Genomic DNA, 18,414 nt, shown 5'->3' with positions numbered 1-18,414 from the left:
GAACTTTACGCACTTCATGAGATAAAACAATGATGCACTAACAAGACAGAGGTCCAACCAGACCTAAAATTATCGGTTATTTTACAACCACATAGATTGCACTTTTGTGTCAAAAACAAAAAGAGCCATCAGCATAAACACTAATGGCTCTAGCAAAGATGACTGGAATCAAATCCTGAGATATTTTTAACTAAATATGTCGTCTTTCATTTGGTCGATAAACATCTGCGATTTTTTAATCATCAGTTCGTTGGCATCGCTTTCGGATGTTAGGAGATCAGAACGTATAAAATGGTGGGTTTTTACCTCACCTTCGTTCCCCTTGGTGATACGTCCAGAGACTCGAAATTGTCCTCCTTCAGCTTTGCTCTCTGGGTATATCAAATACCCCTTGTATTCAACAGGCTCAACTTGTTGCTGCTTAATCGGCTTCGTCTCTAAACCAAACAGACGCGAAAAAAATCCCATTTAACCTCTTATTTATGTGTCTTATGTGTTGGCAAAATTGGTTTCTCAAACCATTCTAACGTAGCGTCATCGTCATAATTAACGTGCGAAAATACCACGGGTACATCATCGAAACTGCGATTTTGTCTTCGGTCGTCAATGATCATACTTTCTGCATTTTTTACCGCAATTTCGCTATTTCTTTTAAATTGTACCAATCGAGCTTCCGGTAATGCCGACAAAAAATCAATATCATGCCTGATATAGACAGGTTTCAGTTGCACGAGCGCCAGACACGCCAAATCGGCCAATTGTTCGGATGTGAACTCTTGTGTATATTCTTCTCGAGCGAGTACTTGACCCACTAAAGTTTCCATGTAGTTATGTACATCTACACTGATCTGCATCTATACAACTCCTTGTTTTAATTGAGTCTCTTTCAGTCACTCTATACTAAAGCTTTATAGACGTCCAAGCTACGCATTTCACTTTTACCAACACCGTCAATAATTCCTAACTAAGTTTAGCAAAAAGCTTGGAAAATCGAGAAATAATCGTATCCTAGCAGGTTAATTCGGCACATAAGTTTGTTTTATAGGATAGCTGCTTTTAATGGCATTACCGTTCGTTACCTCTGCGCAGTTCAGAATGATTTTCCCCCTATTTTTACTCGGGATCATCTTTTTTGGTATGGACAACATCATTTTAGTCACGCAAGCTAATTGGGGACTGGCCGCAAACTTACCCTACTTCTTTCTCATTACCGCTTTTTTGCTCTGTAGTGTATTTAAGCAAGGTAGAATTGCCATGATATCGATGGCGATGCTGATGGCGTACTTTGTGATTCAGAATCGGCTTCAGATTCCCCTTTCATCCGGTTCTGCACTTATCGAATTGTCCCTGCTCGCTTTTCTATTACCGAGTGCGTGTTTTATTGTCTACCTATTTAATGCGACAGGGATGCACCATCGTTCGATCGCTGTTTATATCTCCGTACTTGCCACTTTATTGCTTTGGTCGTATGTGTTTCTCGGTTACTTTAATGAAGTCGGTGTTGAACAATGGGGAAAAGGCATTTTGTTTTCAATTCCTTATGTGTCGAAACTCCCTTTCATATTGGTTGCCTATAGTATTGGTGTGGTTCTTAGCACCGCGATTCTCGTGCTGATGCACAACCGCCCAATTGAAGTCGTGATCTATTCTTGTCTATTATTCGCGTCTGTCACTTTTATCTTTTTTGATGTGAAATACATTTCCAGTACCATGTTTTCACTCGCAGGTATCTTGCTGATCATCTACGTTATTTCAGCCAGTCATGAGCTCGCGTTTATTGATGTCCTCACTCAGATTCCTGGCCGACGTGCTTTAGAAATGGACTTAAAGCATTTAGGAAGAAAGTTTGCTATCGCTATGATTGATGTCGATCACTTTAAGAAATTCAACGATACCTATGGTCACGATACTGGTGACGATGTTCTGAAGTTGGTTGGTTCACGTCTACTAAACATCAATGGTGGCGCGAAAGTCTATCGTTACGGCGGAGAAGAGTTTGTTGTTGTATTTAAAGGCAAAAGCGCTCGCGACGTTGAAGAGTACCTCGACGATATTCGCGCTGACATTGAAAGCTACAAGCTGGTGATTCGTGATGATAAAACTCGTCCTGACGATCACAATAATGGTAAAAGACGCCGTGGAAATGCGCATGACAAACCCAAAACCGTCAATATAACGGTGAGCATTGGTTTGTCCGATAGTCGAACCTCTAAAGATCCCGATGCCATTCGCACTTTGGCTGATGAGGCCCTGTATCAAGCGAAAAAGGCGGGCCGCAACCAAGTTAAAATAAAGTTAGAGTGAGATTGACGTCTGAACCGCTTGAGCGCTTCAGCTGAGCAAACGCCCAAGCACTTAAATCGTAGCGCAAGATTCAGCAGAAACAAATTGATTCCGACCTGCTAACTTTGCTTGATAAAGGGCGTGGTCAGCTTGCTTATAAATCCATTCTATCTCTTCGTTGCCTTGCGGTATAAAGGTAAATACTCCTTGTGACAATGTCACAAAATGAGCAACATCTGAATAGTGATGACAATAAGCGAGACGACTCATCATGCCTTGCACTCTTTCTGCTGCGTGTAATGCATGCTGATGATCAACTCCGCCCAGCACGACGACGAACTCCTCTCCTCCATAGCGACCGACACACTCGCCCGAACGATTAAAGAGCGCTTTGATGTTTCGTGCAATTTCTTGCAAACATTTGTCGCCCTCGATATGCCCGTAGTTGTCATTGAACGCTTTGAAATGATCTACGTCGAGCAAGATAAGACTGACTGGCGTTTGGTGACGTCCATGCCAACCAATCATTTCAGCCAACTGCTGATCGACATAGCGTCGGTTGAAGAGTTTTGTTAGGCCATCTTCATTGGCTTGCTGTTGGAGAAGCTCATTCAGTTCCGCTAACTTGGTCGTTTTTTGCTTTAATTCACGCCGCATGGTTGCGATGCGTTGCATGGCAATCAACTTTGAACTGAGAACGAGTTTGTTGACTGGCTTGATCAGATAATCATCGCCCCCCGCCGCTATCGCTTGGGCAATCATTTCCGGTTCTTCGTAGCTACTTAAGAAAATGATCGGCACCCATTCGACAAAAATTTCTCGGATCGCTTGCGAAACCGCAAAGCCATCCATTTCTGGCATATTGATATCGAGTAACACGAGCTCGGGTTCGAAGTTTGCGTACACGGAAAGCGCCTCTTTTCCGCTTGAAACTGCTTCGACCAAATGACCTAACTGTTTGAGACGCATCGCAAGTTGCATGCGATCAAGTTGAACATCATCTACGAGCAGAATTCGCATTGAAGAACACGTTGGAATCATGGCCTTTCCTTAAGGCTTCTATACTATTATTAAATGTATATCATATCAGGCAGTTGGTTTCACTCAGAGGAGATCGTAATTCGTTGACTTTTTTCGGGTTAGACTTACTATTCGTTTTTTATAATTCGAGAGACGTGTCATGTCAGAAGCAAATAACACAGAAAAGCAACCTATCGACTTATCGACTATTTCACCTGAGCTGCGTCAGGTTATTGAGTTTGATCAGGTTCCGGAAGCCATGTACGAGATGGTGACGTCTATTCACGAAGTGTCAGAAGAAACGGTTCGCGAAGCGTGGAATAGCATCCCTGCCAGCGCACAAAACGTATTGGATAATTTTGAGCAGTTTCATGCCCTCATTTCTGTCAGCCAAGCCTTTGCTGGTATCAACGTGATGGAAGAGTTTCCCACCATGAAATTGCCTGAAGGCATGTCTGAAGAAGAAAAAGACAATTATCGTGCGCAACTCCTTGATCACGTCTTGTTTAACTGTGTGAAAGATATGGTAAAACAGCTGAAAAAAGCGCGTCGCGATCCTATCTTAAAGCGTGACTTCAAAGATGTATTCGCCAAGTAAGTGCCTGAAAGCTGCTCAAAGAGCAGCTTTTTTATTCGTACAGTGACAATTGTCCTTTCATGAGTTGATCTAATTCATCCAGCCCGCTGTACGACGAAAGCTACCGAGTATTGCCAGTAGATTGAAACCGTTAAAAAACGCCACCAATCGTCACACTGTCACTCAGTAATCGCTGATTGTCACGCAGAGATCGCGTTGCTTCAATGCGTCAAGGCGATATCACGCTGTGTAACGCTGACTCCTTTAATTTGCGCAAAGATTTGGGTGCCCACGCTTAACTGCAACTCATCCAAAGCCCAAGGCGTAATGGTTGCCCATAAATGGCAGTTGCTCGCTAGGCGCAGCTCGACATTGACACTTGCTTGACCAGCCGATGAATGTTGCTTTTCGAGGCGGGTGATTGTCGCAGGCAGCACATTGCGAATGGAAGTTTGCTCTGGACGCACAAGGGTGAGTGAGACATCGTTCGCTCTAATCTGAAGGCGGATCTCCACACCTAGGCAAACATCCACTTTTTGGATCCAAATTGAGACATTTTCTGCCAGTTGAACCCGTGTCAAGGCGTAGCTTGCATGCTGCTCCGCAACTTTAGCGAGAAAAAGCGAGCTTTTATCTGCAAAAGAGAACCACGGTTTTAATGTTTGCGACGGCCAAATCTCTTCCAATTTGCCACTGGCGACAACTTCACCTTGATCGACCACTGCGATATGACTCGCCAGCCTGAGGATTTCTTGCAAACTGTGAGTCACATAAATGATCGGGATTTCAATGTGATCAGCCAATCTCTCTAAAAAAGGCATCACTTCTTTTTTTCTCGGGATATCCAATGACGCCAGAGGTTCATCCATCAGCAACAGCGCAGGTTCAGAGAGCAGCGCTCTGCCTATTGCCACCCGCTGTTTTTCGCCTCCAGAAAGCGAAGCCGGGTAACGCTTGAGCAAGGGTTCTAAAGCCAGTAGTGCGACGACTTCGGCAAACAATGCTGGTTTATCTTGCTTCATCCCGAAGCGCAAGTTGCCCTCGACGCTAAAGTGAGGAAAGAGGCGAGCATCTTGGAATACGTAGCCAATCTTGCGCTTATGTGTTGGCAGATCAATCTCTTGCATCGAATCGAACAGACATGTGCCGTTAAGCTCTATCCGCCCACTTTGCGGTTTAGTTAAGCCACTGATGGCGTTTATTATGGAGGTTTTCCCTGCACCAGAGCGGCCAAAGATGGCACTGATACCTTTCGCAGGCAAAGTCAGGTTAATGTCCAACTCGCTCGTCCCGAGGCGTTGGCGAAATCGAACGGTTAACACATTCATATTTTGACTCCCAAACGCGCCGCAGCACGGCGATTGAGCCACTCAGAGATAAAGAGAGAGAGTAAAGCAATCGCGATCGAGAGAATACATAATCTGGCGGCTTGCATCTCCGCTCCTGGCGTTTCAATGAAATTGAACATGGCCAACGGTAGGGTTTGTGTTTCGCCCGGGATATTGGAAACAAAACTGATGGTGGCACCAAACTCACCTAAGCTTCGTGCAAAGGCAAGCGTGATTCCGGTGATTAACCCCGGTGTCATCAGTGGTAACGTGATAGTAAAAAATACTTTTAAGGGCGATGCGCCCAAGGTGGCCGCCACTTGTTCTAACTTAATGTCCACGTTTTCCAAGCTCAGCCGAATGGCCCTCACCATCAAAGGTAAAGAGACGACCCAGCACGCTAGTACTACCCCTTTCCAATTGAAAGAAAAGCTGATGCCTAGAAGCTGGTGTAACGGCGCGCCCAAAAGGCCCTGCCTTCCCATTAGAACGAGCAAAATGTAGCCAATCACTACCGGAGGCAAGACCAACGGAAGATGAATCACACTGTCTAGCAAGGTTTTGCCGAAAAACTGCTTTCTGGCCAACAGCCAAGCAAAAAAAATGGCAAAAGGCAAAAGCCACAGCACCGTATAGAATCCGACTTTCACACTGAGCAGCAGTGCCTGATATTCTAAATCTGTCACGGCCGCTCCAGGCTAACGAAACCAAATCGACTAAAGATGGCTCTCGCCTCATCGTCAAAGAGAAACTGGTAAAATGCGCTCGCTTGTTTGGAATCTGAGAGTAGACCAGCAGGATAAATAATCGGCTCATACAAAGCGGGATCTGGTGTGTTCACGACTTTCACTTTCTCTGATAGCAAAGCATCTGTTTGGTACACCACGCCCAGTAGGGCTTCGCGCCTTTCGACCAATGCAAGTGCCAGTCGGACATTTTTACTCGGAGCGACCCGCTTTTCAATTTTCGACCACAAGTGCAAGTTTTCGAACAGTTGACGTGCATAAATACCCGCCGGTACTGAGTTAGCATCGCCCATTGCCAGCCTGTCGTCGCGCAAGAGTTGCTGCCACTGCTCTGCGGAGTGAATATCCAGAGTGACGTCATTGTCTTTGTGTGTGATCACCACTAATTGGTTTCCCAACAAATTGGTGACATTGTCACGCGAAATCCGTTGTTCTTGTGATAAGTAGTCCATCCACTTGGTGTTGGCAGAGATAAAAATATCACCAGGCGCTCCACTTGCTAGCTGACGCGCTAACGATGAAGAACCTCCATAGACAGGCGTTATTTTAACCCCTTCTGGCGCAGGATAGATCTCGATGATGGCGGAGATGGCGTTGGTTAATGACGATGCCGCGTACACCCTGACCTCTTCTTGGCCGAAAGCGCCTGAGGATGTCAGTAGCGCTACCATCAAACTAAGCCACTTTTTCATGCGTTTGCACCTCTTATAGATTCAGTTTGCTGAGATCGAGATGAGTTTCGATGGCGTCGGCAATACGATTGATTGCCTCTTCTTTTAACTGTGTAAAATTACGCGCTTCGATTCTTGCTCCATTTGCCCATTGGCAAATCAGGGCTAATGCAGCCTCACTATCGAAAAGGCCGTGCAGATAACTGCCCATCACTTGGCCACAAGCACTCAAAGCGCCCTCAGCTTGCCCGTTTTCCAACACAATGGGTTGGGTTTCACGTACGTTCGTGCGTCCGACATGGATTTCATAGCCGCTCACTGTAACCGAATTACCGTCAAGAGATAATTGTCCTTTGGTGTTAGTCAAACATTTGTCGTCAGTGAGAATTGTGTCTACATTGAGTAATCCTAGGCCAGCACTGACTCCCGGTTCACCTTCTACGCCCAAAGGATCGGCAATCGATTCGCCGAGCATCTGATAACCCCCGCAGATGCCTAATACTTTTCCGCCGAGACGCAGATGTCGTAGAATGTCTTTGTCCCAACCTTGCTCACGCAGATAAGCCAGATCGTCGCGAACTGACTTTGAGCCGGGCAGAATAATCAAATCAGCACTATCTAGCCTTTCGCCTTTGCCAACGTACCTCAAATCAATGTCTGGATTGAGGCGCAGGACATCAAAATCAGTGTGGTTACTGATTCGGGTAAACACGGGAACCGCCACTTTCAACTTGATTTGCTGGCCAAGCTCCTGCTGCGAGGTTATCGCATCTTCCGCCTCAAGGTTTAGACCATGCAAATAAGGCAAGACGCCGATGACAGGTTTGCCGGTTTTTTCTTCCAACCAGTCTAGGCCTGATTCCAACAGTTTGATATCACCTCTAAATCGGTTAATCACAAAACCTTTTACCCGCGCTTGTTCAGACGGAGAAAGCAAAGCCAAAGTACCGTAGAGATGAGCAAACACGCCACCTCGGTCAATGTCCGCAACAATAATGACCGGCACGTCCGCCGTTTCGGCAAAGCCCATGTTGGCAATGTCATTTTCTCTTAGGTTGATTTCTGCCGGGCTGCCTGCCCCCTCGATCATAATCGCTTGATACTCTTCTTTCAGCTTAGAAAACGAATCCAGTACCGTTTCCATCGCCACTTTTTTGTAATTATGAAATCCGTAGGCGTCCATGTTAGTGATGGCTTTACCCTGCAAAATAATCTGTGCCCCAGTATCGCTATTGGGTTTAATCAAGACTGGATTCATGTGCACGCTTGGTTCAATGTTACTCGCCATCGCTTGGACCGCCTGCGCTCGACCGATCTCTCCGCCCTCTTTGGTCACCGCGCTATTTAATGCCATGTTTTGCGGTTTGAAAGGGCTAACTTTTACCCCTTTGCGTGCAAGGACGCGGCATAGTCCTGCCACGAGGACGCTCTTTCCCGCATCCGATGTGGTGCCCTGAACCATAAGGGTTGTTACTGTCGATTTCATGCTATCGCTACTAAATGATGAGAGGTTGATTATCTTACCTTTTTTGCCGTAAAGGGGAAATGAATCGAACATGAATGGCTTTCTCAGATGCGGTTCAAATGAACTTTGTTTTAATCCATTACGTACTTGAACCACACAGGAATCATAAAATGAAAAAAGCATTTTTTACCACAGCAGCAGTTATGACCTTAGTATCCAGCATCGCGGTCGCCAAAGATTACCCGCACAATACTGGCATTCAATTCAATGGCCCAGTTGAAATCAGTAAGGTGGCAGATTTACTCCAAGAAACCAGTATGTTTAGCGAAAAACATGTGGTGGTGGAAGGTAAGTTCGTCAAGCAGTTAAATAACGACACGTTTCTCTTTTCAGATGGCAGCGCGGAGGTACAAGTCGAGCTCGATGGCAAGGTGCATTTGACTACGCCGATCAATGAAACCACGCAGCTAAGATTGTTTGGTGAGTATGAAGGTGGCAAAATACCAGAAATCGAGGTGGATCAAATCGTTATACTCTAAGCCACACGGCCATCGAATTTAAATTTGCGCCCAAATGCTGGTATGCTACTGATTTTCATCGCCTATACTTATTTGGCCTGCTAATTGCAGGCTATTTTTGTCATAATGGATCGTTATTTTTTTGGCTTCGGAGATCACATGCTAAGTAGAGCTCTCAAAACGGCAATGTTGGGTGTATGTACTTTGCTCCCAATTGCAGCAAGTGCAAACAACTTTAATTACAACATGTTTGAGGTGCGCATGGGTTCGAGCCCTGGAACGTTTGGGGCTGAATTTAATACCTACTTCACTGAAAATACACACATTGTCGCGCGATTTGACAGTGAATTTAGCGGTGACTGGGATCTCGCGGGGGGCATTGGTTTTAATGGACCAATGGGGCAATTTGCCGATATTTACGGCCAAATGCTTCTGCACAACGTGAAATCAGACTCCAGCGATACCATTGGTGATGAGTGGAAAACCGAAATTAACATTGGAAGCCGCATTTGGTTGATGGAAAATATTGAAGTTCATGGCCGCGTTGGACAACTTATTTCTAATGATGACACGGCCTCCATCATTGGTATCGGTGCAAGATTCCACTCAACGCAGCAGCTTTCGATAGGCGCCGACATTCGTAATAACGGTATTTACGGCCATCAAATATTGATGTCAGTACGATTCCATTTCTGATCAGAGCATAAAAATCGAAGGGACCGTGTTGGTCCCTTTTGCTATTTGCTTTGCGGTTTATCCTGAACATACTTGCGTGAGACATCAACAACGGCCACATCTTTGAAGAAGCTGCGTCCGAGTAGCATTGGGTAACTAAGATGCGTTCTGTCTGTTAAGGTAAACTCGGTCTTTTCTTTGAGATCGCCGATTTGAATCCAAGCTAAAACGACCGGACGGCGCTGCGTTCCTTCTGCACTCGATTGACGAATTTTAACCCAGCGCTCCACAGGCAGAGCAATCTCTTTACTCTGAATACCGTCATGTTCGATTTTGAATTTAACCCAATCTTTGCCGTCACGTTCAAAATCGACGATATCAACGGCGCTAATGGATGAAGTAGTTGCCCCAGTATCAATACGTGAACGAAATGCTTCTTCTAACCCAGGCACATAAACCCACTCTTTTTCACCGAGAATCAGCTTACCATCTGAGGTTTTTTTCGCCTTTAACTCAATAACGGGTTGTTCCGCCTCGATGGGTTCAGGCTGTTTGGTTACCTGTTCGACGGTTTGTTCTTTGTTGACTTCTGGCTTATTTTCGACCTTATTCTCTTGTATAGGTGCTGTAACACACGCACTCAGACCGCCGCAAAGTAGTAAGGGTAAAATAAGTTGACAATTCTTCATCTAATCACCTGATTTAACGTTGTGAGACTTTAACTATCGCATCAGCTACGTAAGGAATGTCCTTTTCTGTCAGGCCAGCGATATTAATTCGCCCATCTCCCACCCCATAAATTCCATATTCTTCACGCAACGTTCCCATTTGCTCTGGTGAAAAGCCTAGCACAGTAAACATCCCCTTGTGGCTTTCAATAAAGTCGAATTGTGACGTATTGTGCTGATTTCTCAATTCATTACACAAGGTTTGACGAAGGTTTAACAAACGTTGCTGCATTTCACTCAGTTCTTGCTTCCACAATGTGGTTAATGCTTGATCTTGCAGCACAGTTTTTACCAAAGCGGCGCCGTGATCTGGCGGCATGGTGTACGTGGCGCGAGCCAGAGTCATGAGTTTGCCCTTGGCATTTTGTGCAGCTAGTGCACTTTGACCAATGACAATCGCAGCGCCAGTACGCTCACGGTATAAACCAAAGTTTTTCGAACAGGAGGTGGTGATAAGCATCTCTTCGACTTGATTGGCCATGTATTGCAGACCTTTCGCATCTTCTTCCAGACCATCCCCAAAACCTTGATAGGCGATATCGACAAACGGCGTAAAACCATTTTTCACGGCCAGTTCGGTAATCGCTTGCCAAGCGGAAAAATCAATATCGGCACCTGTCGGGTTGTGACAACAACCGTGCAGCAGCACGACATCATTCACACCAGCCCCTGCCAAATCTTGCAGCATGAGTTCGGTATCGACCTGCTTAGTCAGTGGACTAAAGTAGCGGTAATACTTGACCTTGAGACCCGCCGCTTCCATAACAGGCTTGTGGTTGACATAACTTGGGTTCGAAATCCAAACCGTGGTATCTGGCTGAGCCACTTTCATCAAATCGCCCAACATACGTAGCGCACCACTCGCACCAGGAGTCTGAATTGCGGCCACGCGATCCAGTACCGATGTGCCTTTTAGCAATAGGTCCACCATCGATTGGTTGAACTCTTCACAGCCAGCGAGGCCTACATAAGATTTGGTTTTTTGTGTATCAGCGACGATATGCTGCGCCTGAGAGACTGCACGCATGATAGGCGTTTCGCCTTGGCTATTTTTGTAAACACCAATTCCAAGGTCTACTTTTTCGCTACGAGGATCGTTACGAAAAGCGACGGTTAATGAAAGAATTGGATCTAAAGCTGGTGTTGGTAATTGAGAAAACATGAAAGTCACAACCCTTTGAAATTCAAGTGATGGAAGTCATCCAGATAGGAAGATAAAACTTAACATCAAAGGATTGTGAAGACGAAGCAAATTTTTACCTTGCCAATCAATTCAGTGAAAAAAACCAAAACGAGCAACATTTTATTAACATAAAAAGCGCAGATAGAGTTTTATGCTAGTACAACCGTTGTTTCACAGAGTAAAGGTATGAATGATTTGATTCGTACTGCCTCGCCATTTCAAGCTGGGGTCTGCCTTGTCTTGCTCAAACTTACCGTCGATTAGGGTATCGATATAGCCAAGGACTTCGCGTTGCGCGGTATCGAGTTCATCTAGGCAGTAACCTGTCCACAACCAGATATCTTTGCCCTCACACTCCGCTCGAACGCGTTTTACCAAGTGCAACACATCGGCCACGTTGGCAGGATGAAGCGGATCGCCGCCCGAAAGCGATAACCCGCGTCGAGCTATCCGCGTATCATTGAGATCGGCGATGATTCTGTCCTCAGCCTCTTGGGTAAAAGGCGATCCAGAATCTAAACGCTGCGTGGATTGATTGTAGCAGCCACGGCATTGATGGACACAGCCCGAAACAAACAGCGTGCAGCGCGTTCCCGGTCCATTCACAACATCCACCGGGTAATATTGGTGATAGTTCATCACTGACCTTTTCAAAGGGCAGAGCCAACTCATGTAAAGTTGACTCCCTATCCTTTTTTACAACTAGAGATGCTTGACTCGACGAATCACTTCTTCTTGCTTGCCGAAGTTGAACGGCCGTGCGTCTGGGCTGCCTAAATAACCACACACCCGGCGAGTCACTGACACTTTTGAGGAATCATGGTTACCACATTTCGGGCAGGTGAACCCTTTGCTGGTACAGTCAAATTCTCCGTTGTAACCACACTCGTAGCACTCGTCGATGGGCGTATTGGTGCCGTAGTAAGGCACTCGGCTGTAGCTGTAATCCCACACGTTTTCCAACGCTTCAACGTTGTTTTGCATGTTTGGAAATTCGCCATAGCAGATAAACCCGCCGCTGGAAATTTCCGGATACGGCATTTCGAAATCGATCTTATCGTAAGGGTTGACTTTTTTCTCTACATCCAAATGAAAACTATTGGTGTAGTAACCTTTGTCGGTCACGCCTGCAATCACGCCAAACTCTTTGGTGTCAATTCGGCAGAAACGGCTGCACAGGTTTTCACTTGGTGTGCCATAGAGGCTAAATCCATAACCAGTCTCTTCTGTCCACAGATCCACAGCCGCTTTCATGCGTTTAACAATCTCTAGCGCCTTTTCACGCAGACTCGTGTCGTCATAAACATGCGTGCCATCACGGTAAAGGGCATTGATCGTTTCATGGATGCCAATGTAGCCAAGGGAAATAGACGCTCGCCCGTGTTTGAAAATATCGGAAATCGCTTGGTCAGCTTTCAAACGCACACCACACGCCCCTTCCATGTAAAGAATCGGTGCAACGCGCGCTTTAACATTTTCTAAACGGCTAATGCGTGTTTCTAAAGCGCGACGGGCTAGCTTCAGTTTCTCATCCAGCAATTGATAAAAACGCTGTTCATCACCAGCGGCTTTGAGGGCAATGCGCGGCAAGTTGAGGCTCACCACACCGAGGTTATTACGCCCTTCATGGACCAGTTCGCCATTTTCTTCGTAAGTGCTTAAAAAGCTGCGACATCCCATCGGTGTTTTGAAAGAACCGGTCACTTCAACCACTTTGTCGTAGTTAAGGATATCCGGGTACATGCGCTTAGAAGCACATTCTAATGCCAGTTGTTTGATGTCGTAATTAGGATCTGCTGGTTTATGGTTGAGACCATCTTTGATAGCAAAGACCAATTTAGGAAAAACGGCAGTTTTGCGATTTTTGCCCAGACCCGCGATACGGTTTTTCAAAATTGATCGCTGGATAAGTTTCGATGCCCAACTGGTGCCAAGACCAAAACCAAAAGTGACAAACGGCGTTTGCCCGTTGGCGGTGTGTAAGGTGTTCACTTCGTATTCCAAGGATTGAAATGCGTCGTAGCACTCTTTTTCGGTACGAGCGCGCGCAAAACCTTCTGGTTCATAGATATCCCACTCACGCGCGATGTCGAGGTGTTTCTCATAGCTGGCCATCACATAGGGTTCAAGCACTTCATCTATGCGGTTAATTGTGGTTCCGCCGTAAATATGGCTGGCAACCTGAGCAATGATTTGCGCGGTGACTGCTGTCGCGGTGGAAATCGACTTTGGCGTGTCAATTTCTGCGTTTCCCATTTTAAAGCCGTGTGTCAGCATGCCCTTCAAGTCTATCAACATGCAGTTAAACATAGGGAAAAAAGGTGCGTAGTCTAAATCGTGGTAGTGAATATCGCCCTCTTCGTGTGCCTGCACGACATCTCTTGGCAAAATATGCGTTTTGGCATAGTGCTTGGCGACAATACCTGCGAGCAAATCACGCTGAGTTGGGATGACTTTACCGTCTTTGTTGGCGTTTTCATTAATGAGGTCAACATTGCTCTCTTCAATCAATCCTTCGATTTCTCGCGTCAGCGTACTCTGTTTTTCGCGTGCAATATCACGATCATGACGGTACTCAATGTAAGCTCTGGCAAGCGACTTGTAAGGGCCTTGCATCAGTTCATTTTCAACCAAGGTTTGGATTTCGTGAATGTGAACTTCGTCGTGATCTTTTAGCTGCAATTCAACCGCTAAGGCAACGTTAAGGGCATAAATGGCGATTTCTTTATCCACATGCTCGGCAGCCGCTTCTACCGCAGCTTGAATACGATCGCGGCTAAATGGAGCCCTAGAGCCATCACGCTTGATTACGATTGGTTTCACTTTCTTCTCCTTACCCTTAGCATACTCACAGAGTTATCCACAAACACACTATATAGGGTTATTTTTTATCCGACTGGCACTATATGTTGTGGCGTATTTAACGAAAAGCCGCCGCCCTGGGTATTGATTTTGATCAACAAAAATGGGGTATGGATTAAGATCAAATCGATCTTGTTGGCACCGGTCTCAGTTAGGAAGAAAAGCGTGAAAATTGCAAAAATGTGCTCTTTTCTGCTTGAAATTTTTTGAGCTCTTATAGGATAAAGGGTTGCCGAATGACTTGGGAATAATAGTGATGAAGAAACGACTCAGTATACTTTTTTTGATTTATTTTGGGTTACCGTTGTCTGTTTTAGCCCACGCCGCAGGCACAGTGCATATTTCCACCTGGAATATGCAGTGGCTCAGCAGCGTGCCAACCAAGAAGATGGCTGAAAGCCAACGACAAGCAGAGGATGTGGCGAAAATGGCATTCTATTTTCAGCAAACCCAAGCCGATATTCTCGCTTTCCAAGAGGTCAACGACATCAAAGCGATACAACAAATCGTCGGTGCCGATTACCATGTGCGGCTCTCTGATCGCGCTAGCCCTCCCTTTCGCCGCCATCAATTTGATGACATCAACCAATACACGGGTTTCGCGATTAAAAAAGAGATTCCCTTTGAAGATCCACAAGAGATTGTTCTAGATACTCAGGCCAATAGCAAACTGCGATTTGCCGCGTACGTAATTATTAAGCAGGCGCCTTATGCGGATATTCACTTGCTAAACGTGCATCTGAAAGCGGGTTGCAGTGGTGCATTTAAAACGACGGAAGCTTGCCAGACACTCAAACGACAAGGCAAACAATTGGCAAAGTGGATAAAGAGCAGAGAAGCGCAAAAACAACACTATGTGATTTTAGGTGACTTCAACCACAACCTCGCCTATGCGGGCGATTGGCTCTATGAAATCTTGGCAGATTCTGGGCAATTTCGCTTGGCGTCTCAGCACAGTGAAGCGTTATGTCAGGTGCGTTCGAAAAGGCAACCGAGCAAAACTCACCGTTTTCGATCTTTGATCGATCACATACTCGTCAGCCATTCCCTGACATCGTCTGAAGCCAAACAGACGCGCTTTGATAGCCTTGATGTACTGCGTTTTCAACTTAGCGACCATTGCCCGTTGAGCAGTACGCTTACTCTTAACCACCCAAAATAGACGAGGCCCTGTTGGGCCTCGCTAGTTAGTCGACATAGCCAATTAATGGCTGAAGCGTTTTCGCATAAAGGTGAAATAAAGCACTGGAATAACAATCAACGTCAGGATGGTTGAGACGAAGATGCCGAAAATCAGACTTATCGCTAAACCGTTGAAAATCGGGTCGTCGAGGATAAAGACTGCCCCAATCATAGCGGCCAGCGCGGTCAACATAATCGGTTTTGCCCGCACCGCCGCAGACTGAATCACCGCTTCAGCGAACTCAACGCCTTGTTCAACTTGCTGGTTAATAAAATCCACCAGCAAAATGGAGTTACGCACAATAATCCCGGCAAGGGCGATCATGCCGATCATCGACGTCGCGGTAAACTGCGCGCCCAGCAAGGCATGACCGGGCATGACACCGATAATCGTCAGCGGGATCGGTGCCATGATGATCAACGGCACCAAATAGGATTTGAACTGCGCGACCACCAACAAGTAGATCAACACCATTCCGACTGCATAGGCAATTCCCATATCGCGGAACGTTTCATAAGTAATGGTCCATTCACCATCCCACATGATTGAAATGCCTTGCAACCCATCTGGCTGGTGGATGTAGTACTGATCGAGCGTCATCGCTTGGTCGAGCTCGCCAGAGAGATTAAACATGCCGTAAAGCGGGCTGTCGATCTCTCCCGTCATATCAGCCACGACCATCACCATCGGAACAAGGTTTTTATGCACGATGTAGTCTTCCATCTGACTTTGCGTGATCGAAACCAATTCCGTTAGCGGGTAGTGATTGCCATTTTGGCTGCTTACTTTGAGGTTCAACAGCTGCTCAAGACGCACTTTTGCCCCTTCCTGCGCTTGAATCATGACAGGCACAGGATACTTACTGTGTTCCGTATGTAGATACGTAATTGGTTTACCACCAACCGTCGTCGCCAACACGTCGACAATCTCACTGTACGGCACCATTAAACGAGCGGCCTTGCTGCGATCGATCTTCACTTGCCATTTCTGATGGATTTCAGGCAGATACATGTCCACGTCGACAATATCTTCGCTGTTTCTAAAAATGTCTCGCACTTGGCGAGCGGCTTGCGCTCGCAGCTCGGGGGTTGGTGCGTATACTTCTGCCAGAATTGGGGACCACACTGGCGGCCCTGGCGGCACTTCAACAACTTTCACTTTCCCGCCAAACTGGCTGGCGATTTGGTTAAGCACTGGGCGCACAGCACTGGCTATCTCGTGGCTGTCGCGATCCCGTTCACGGCGATCCAACAGATTGACTTGAATATCGCCTTGGTTAGCTTGGTTGCGCAGGAAATAGTGGCGCACTAGGCCGTTAAAGTTGATGGGCGCGGCATTACCGACATAAATTTGGTAGTTCTCTACTTCCGGCACTTTGGCAAGCTCTTGCCCTAATTCAAACAGTACGCGTTGCGTGCGTTCAAGAGAGGCGCCTTCAGGCATATCCAATACCACCTGAAACTCAGATTTATTATCAAAAGGCAGCATTTTCAATACCACAGCTTGCATAACTGGCAAGGCCACCGATCCTGCTATCAAACCTAAAACGCCCAGTAAGAGGAAAAGTCGATTTCTCGCTTGTTTCTCGGCCGTAATAAAAGGTGCCATGAGTTTATGGAAAATCGAATCCGCTTGATGCTCATTTTCATGCTTGCCCGCTTTAAGCATTTTCCCCGCCAGCCAAGGGGAAAGCACGAAAGCAACCGCAAGGGAGATCAGCATCCCCATTGAGGCGTTGATTGGAATTGGGCTCATGTACGGGCCCATTAAGCCAGAGACGAACGCCATCGGCAGCAGCGCCGCTATCACTGTCAAGGTGGCTAAAATAGTCGGCCCCCCGACTTCATCAACGGCAACCGGGATCAACTCCGACAGTTTCTTTTTGCCCATCGACATGTGACGGTGAATGTTCTCCACCACAACAATGGCATCGTCCACGAGGATACCAATCGAGAAGATCAGCGCAAACAGAGAGACGCGGTTTAAGGTAAAGCCCCATGCCCAAGAGGCAAACAAGGTGATCATCAATGTCACAATGATTGCGATACCAACGACCAAAGATTCTCGCCAGCCCATGGTCAGCAGCACCAGTAACACGACTGCCGTGGTGGCAAACGCCAGTTTACCGATTAAGGTGTTACTTTTATCGGCGGCGGTTTTGCCATAGTCACGGGTGATAGCCACGTCAATATCGGCGGGAATGAGCTGATTTTTCAGCACATCAATGCGAGCCTCCACCGTTTTGGCGACGTTCACCGCATTTTCCCCACTCTTTTTGGCAATCGCCAAAGTCACGGCTGGCGACAGAGTATGCTTATCACTGGTCCAAACGTTGTGTTTGGGTGTATCGACACCCAAAGCGATCTCTGCGATGTCTTCAAAGTAGACGGGCGATCCATTTTGTACACCAACCACGAGCTGCTTGACTTGATCAACTTGGGTTAGAAACTCACCAATCTGTAGCGGTAACTGTTGATTGTCATGGGTCAAACTGAGTGTAGTGGAACGTTGATTGGCAGAAGGAAGCGCTTGATTGAGTTGGCTGATAGTCACACCATAAGCATTCATTTTTACCGGATCGAGCCTAACATCCACGATAGTGGCATGCGCACCCACCGTGTATATGTCACGTGTGCCATCAATGCGTTTTAGCTCGGTTTCTAGCCCGTGCGCAATTTGAGTTAGCTGCTGCCCAGAATAGTGGCCATCTTTATCTGATAAGGTAATAGTGACGATGGGGACATCTTCAATACCACGCGGTTTGATGATGGGTTCTCCGACTCCAACGCCTTGCGGCATCCAGTCTTTGTTGGAATAGAGTTTGTTGTAAATCCTTACCACGGCATCGCTTCGCGTCACGCCAACCTCAAAGATCGCCACGATCATCGCACCATCAGGTTGAGAGAAGGAGTAAATTTTGTCGATACCTTGAATCTCGGAGATAACCTGTTCTGCCGGTGTGGTCACTAAGCTGGCGACTTCCTGCGGAGACGCACCGGGAAACGGGATATAGACATCGGCAAAAGTGACATCAATCTGGGGCTCCTCTTCTTTTGGGGTAACCACAACAGCGAAGATTCCCATCAACAAGCCAACTAAGGCCAGCAATGGGGTCATTGCTGAGTTTTGAAAGGCCGCAGCAATGCGACCCGAAATACCGAGTCGTTGAGTCATA

The 18,414-nt window shown here is 46.6% G+C and carries 17 protein-coding genes; 5 read left to right on the top strand and 12 right to left on the bottom strand.

Features of this window, described 5'->3' with window-relative positions; genetic code table 11:
• Nucleotides 1–186: 186 nt before the first annotated feature.
• Together UF06_RS13510 and UF06_RS13505 are read right to left on the bottom strand one after the other, a co-directional pair.
• Complete coding sequence (locus UF06_RS13510) at nucleotides 187–468, bottom strand: HlyU family transcriptional regulator (RefSeq protein WP_045570907.1); 282 nt, start codon at nucleotides 466–468, stop codon at nucleotides 187–189.
• 8 nt (nucleotides 469–476) lie between these two features.
• The gene (locus UF06_RS13505) at nucleotides 477–854 is read right to left on the bottom strand and encodes a late competence development ComFB family protein (RefSeq protein ID WP_045570906.1); all 378 of its coding nucleotides are present in this window, start codon (nucleotides 852–854) and stop codon (nucleotides 477–479) included.
• A 205-nt stretch (nucleotides 855–1,059) separates the two neighbouring features.
• On the opposite strand from UF06_RS13505, the gene UF06_RS13500 reads away from it, so the two are divergent.
• Nucleotides 1,060–2,304: a GGDEF domain-containing protein gene (locus UF06_RS13500; RefSeq protein WP_045570905.1), complete on the top strand. Its 1,245-nt coding sequence runs from the start codon at nucleotides 1,060–1,062 to the stop codon at nucleotides 2,302–2,304.
• A 51-nt stretch (nucleotides 2,305–2,355) separates the two neighbouring features.
• Here the strand turns inward: UF06_RS13500 and UF06_RS13495 are convergent, their stop codons facing one another.
• A complete protein-coding gene (locus tag UF06_RS13495; protein WP_045570904.1) occupies nucleotides 2,356–3,324 on the bottom strand; it encodes a diguanylate cyclase in 969 nt (322 codons plus the stop codon).
• Nucleotides 3,325–3,463: 139 nt separating this feature from the next.
• On the opposite strand from UF06_RS13495, the gene UF06_RS13490 reads away from it, so the two are divergent.
• Nucleotides 3,464–3,901 carry a DUF3069 domain-containing protein gene (locus UF06_RS13490; protein ID WP_039427471.1) on the top strand — a complete coding sequence of 146 codons (438 nt, stop codon included), beginning with the start codon at nucleotides 3,464–3,466 and terminating at the stop codon, nucleotides 3,899–3,901.
• 200 nt (nucleotides 3,902–4,101) lie between these two features.
• Here UF06_RS13490 and modC read toward each other — a convergent pair whose 3' ends face one another.
• Genes modC through UF06_RS13470 form a run of 4 tightly spaced genes read right to left on the bottom strand, consistent with a single transcriptional unit; the run spans nucleotide 4,102 to nucleotide 8,111 of the window.
• The gene (gene modC, locus UF06_RS13485; protein WP_045570903.1) at nucleotides 4,102–5,208 is read right to left on the bottom strand and encodes a molybdenum ABC transporter ATP-binding protein ModC; all 1,107 of its coding nucleotides are present in this window, start codon (nucleotides 5,206–5,208) and stop codon (nucleotides 4,102–4,104) included.
• On the bottom strand, nucleotides 5,205–5,894 hold the full coding sequence (modB, locus tag UF06_RS13480) for a molybdate ABC transporter permease subunit (RefSeq protein ID WP_045570902.1): 690 nt from the start codon (nucleotides 5,892–5,894) through the stop codon (nucleotides 5,205–5,207). Before modB ends, modC begins: the two co-directional genes overlap by 4 nt.
• Complete coding sequence (gene modA, locus UF06_RS13475) at nucleotides 5,891–6,646, bottom strand: molybdate ABC transporter substrate-binding protein (RefSeq protein ID WP_045570901.1); 756 nt, start codon at nucleotides 6,644–6,646, stop codon at nucleotides 5,891–5,893. The genes modB and modA overlap by 4 nt, the downstream gene beginning before the upstream one ends.
• A 13-nt stretch (nucleotides 6,647–6,659) precedes the next feature.
• Nucleotides 6,660–8,111: a cobyric acid synthase gene (locus tag UF06_RS13470; RefSeq protein WP_045570923.1), complete on the bottom strand. Its 1,452-nt coding sequence runs from the start codon at nucleotides 8,109–8,111 to the stop codon at nucleotides 6,660–6,662.
• A gap of 149 nt (nucleotides 8,112–8,260) precedes the next feature.
• Between UF06_RS13470 and UF06_RS13465 the strand changes: the two genes are divergently transcribed.
• Both UF06_RS13465 and UF06_RS13460 read left to right on the top strand, forming a co-directional pair.
• Complete coding sequence (locus UF06_RS13465) at nucleotides 8,261–8,629, top strand: NirD/YgiW/YdeI family stress tolerance protein (protein ID WP_045570922.1); 369 nt, start codon at nucleotides 8,261–8,263, stop codon at nucleotides 8,627–8,629.
• 138 nt (nucleotides 8,630–8,767) lie between these two features.
• The gene (locus UF06_RS13460) at nucleotides 8,768–9,304 is read left to right on the top strand and encodes a hypothetical protein (RefSeq protein ID WP_045570921.1); all 537 of its coding nucleotides are present in this window, start codon (nucleotides 8,768–8,770) and stop codon (nucleotides 9,302–9,304) included.
• Nucleotides 9,305–9,345: 41 nt separating this feature from the next.
• On the opposite strand, the gene UF06_RS13455 is transcribed toward UF06_RS13460, so the two are convergent.
• The 4 genes from UF06_RS13455 to nrdD form a co-directional block, all read right to left on the bottom strand.
• On the bottom strand, nucleotides 9,346–9,972 hold the full coding sequence (locus UF06_RS13455) for an ATP-dependent zinc protease (RefSeq protein ID WP_045570900.1): 627 nt from the start codon (nucleotides 9,970–9,972) through the stop codon (nucleotides 9,346–9,348).
• A 13-nt stretch (nucleotides 9,973–9,985) separates the two neighbouring features.
• Nucleotides 9,986–11,173, bottom strand: a complete 1,188-nt coding sequence (locus tag UF06_RS13450) for an amino acid aminotransferase (protein ID WP_045570899.1) — start codon at nucleotides 11,171–11,173, stop codon at nucleotides 9,986–9,988.
• 192 nt (nucleotides 11,174–11,365) lie between these two features.
• Complete coding sequence (nrdG, locus tag UF06_RS13445; RefSeq protein ID WP_045570920.1) at nucleotides 11,366–11,833, bottom strand: anaerobic ribonucleoside-triphosphate reductase-activating protein; 468 nt, start codon at nucleotides 11,831–11,833, stop codon at nucleotides 11,366–11,368.
• 63 nt (nucleotides 11,834–11,896) lie between these two features.
• Entirely contained in the window at nucleotides 11,897–14,017 is a 2,121-nt protein-coding gene (nrdD, locus tag UF06_RS13440) for an anaerobic ribonucleoside-triphosphate reductase (RefSeq protein ID WP_045570898.1), read from the bottom strand.
• Nucleotides 14,018–14,360: 343 nt separating this feature from the next.
• Here nrdD and UF06_RS13435 point away from each other — a divergent pair, with 343 nt between their 5' ends.
• Nucleotides 14,361–15,218 (top strand): endonuclease/exonuclease/phosphatase family protein, encoded by an 858-nt coding sequence (locus tag UF06_RS13435; protein ID WP_226972492.1) that lies wholly within the window; start codon nucleotides 14,361–14,363, stop codon nucleotides 15,216–15,218.
• A 42-nt stretch (nucleotides 15,219–15,260) separates the two neighbouring features.
• On the opposite strand, the gene UF06_RS13430 is transcribed toward UF06_RS13435, so the two are convergent.
• Nucleotides 15,261–18,413 (bottom strand): efflux RND transporter permease subunit, encoded by a 3,153-nt coding sequence (locus tag UF06_RS13430; RefSeq protein ID WP_045570896.1) that lies wholly within the window; start codon nucleotides 18,411–18,413, stop codon nucleotides 15,261–15,263.
• Nucleotide 18,414 lies beyond the last annotated feature (1 nt).

Source organism: Vibrio sp. S234-5 (assembly GCF_000960595.1).
Classification (GTDB): Bacteria; Pseudomonadota; Gammaproteobacteria; order Enterobacterales; family Vibrionaceae; genus Vibrio.
This window is presented reverse-complemented; position numbering and strand designations above follow the sequence as displayed.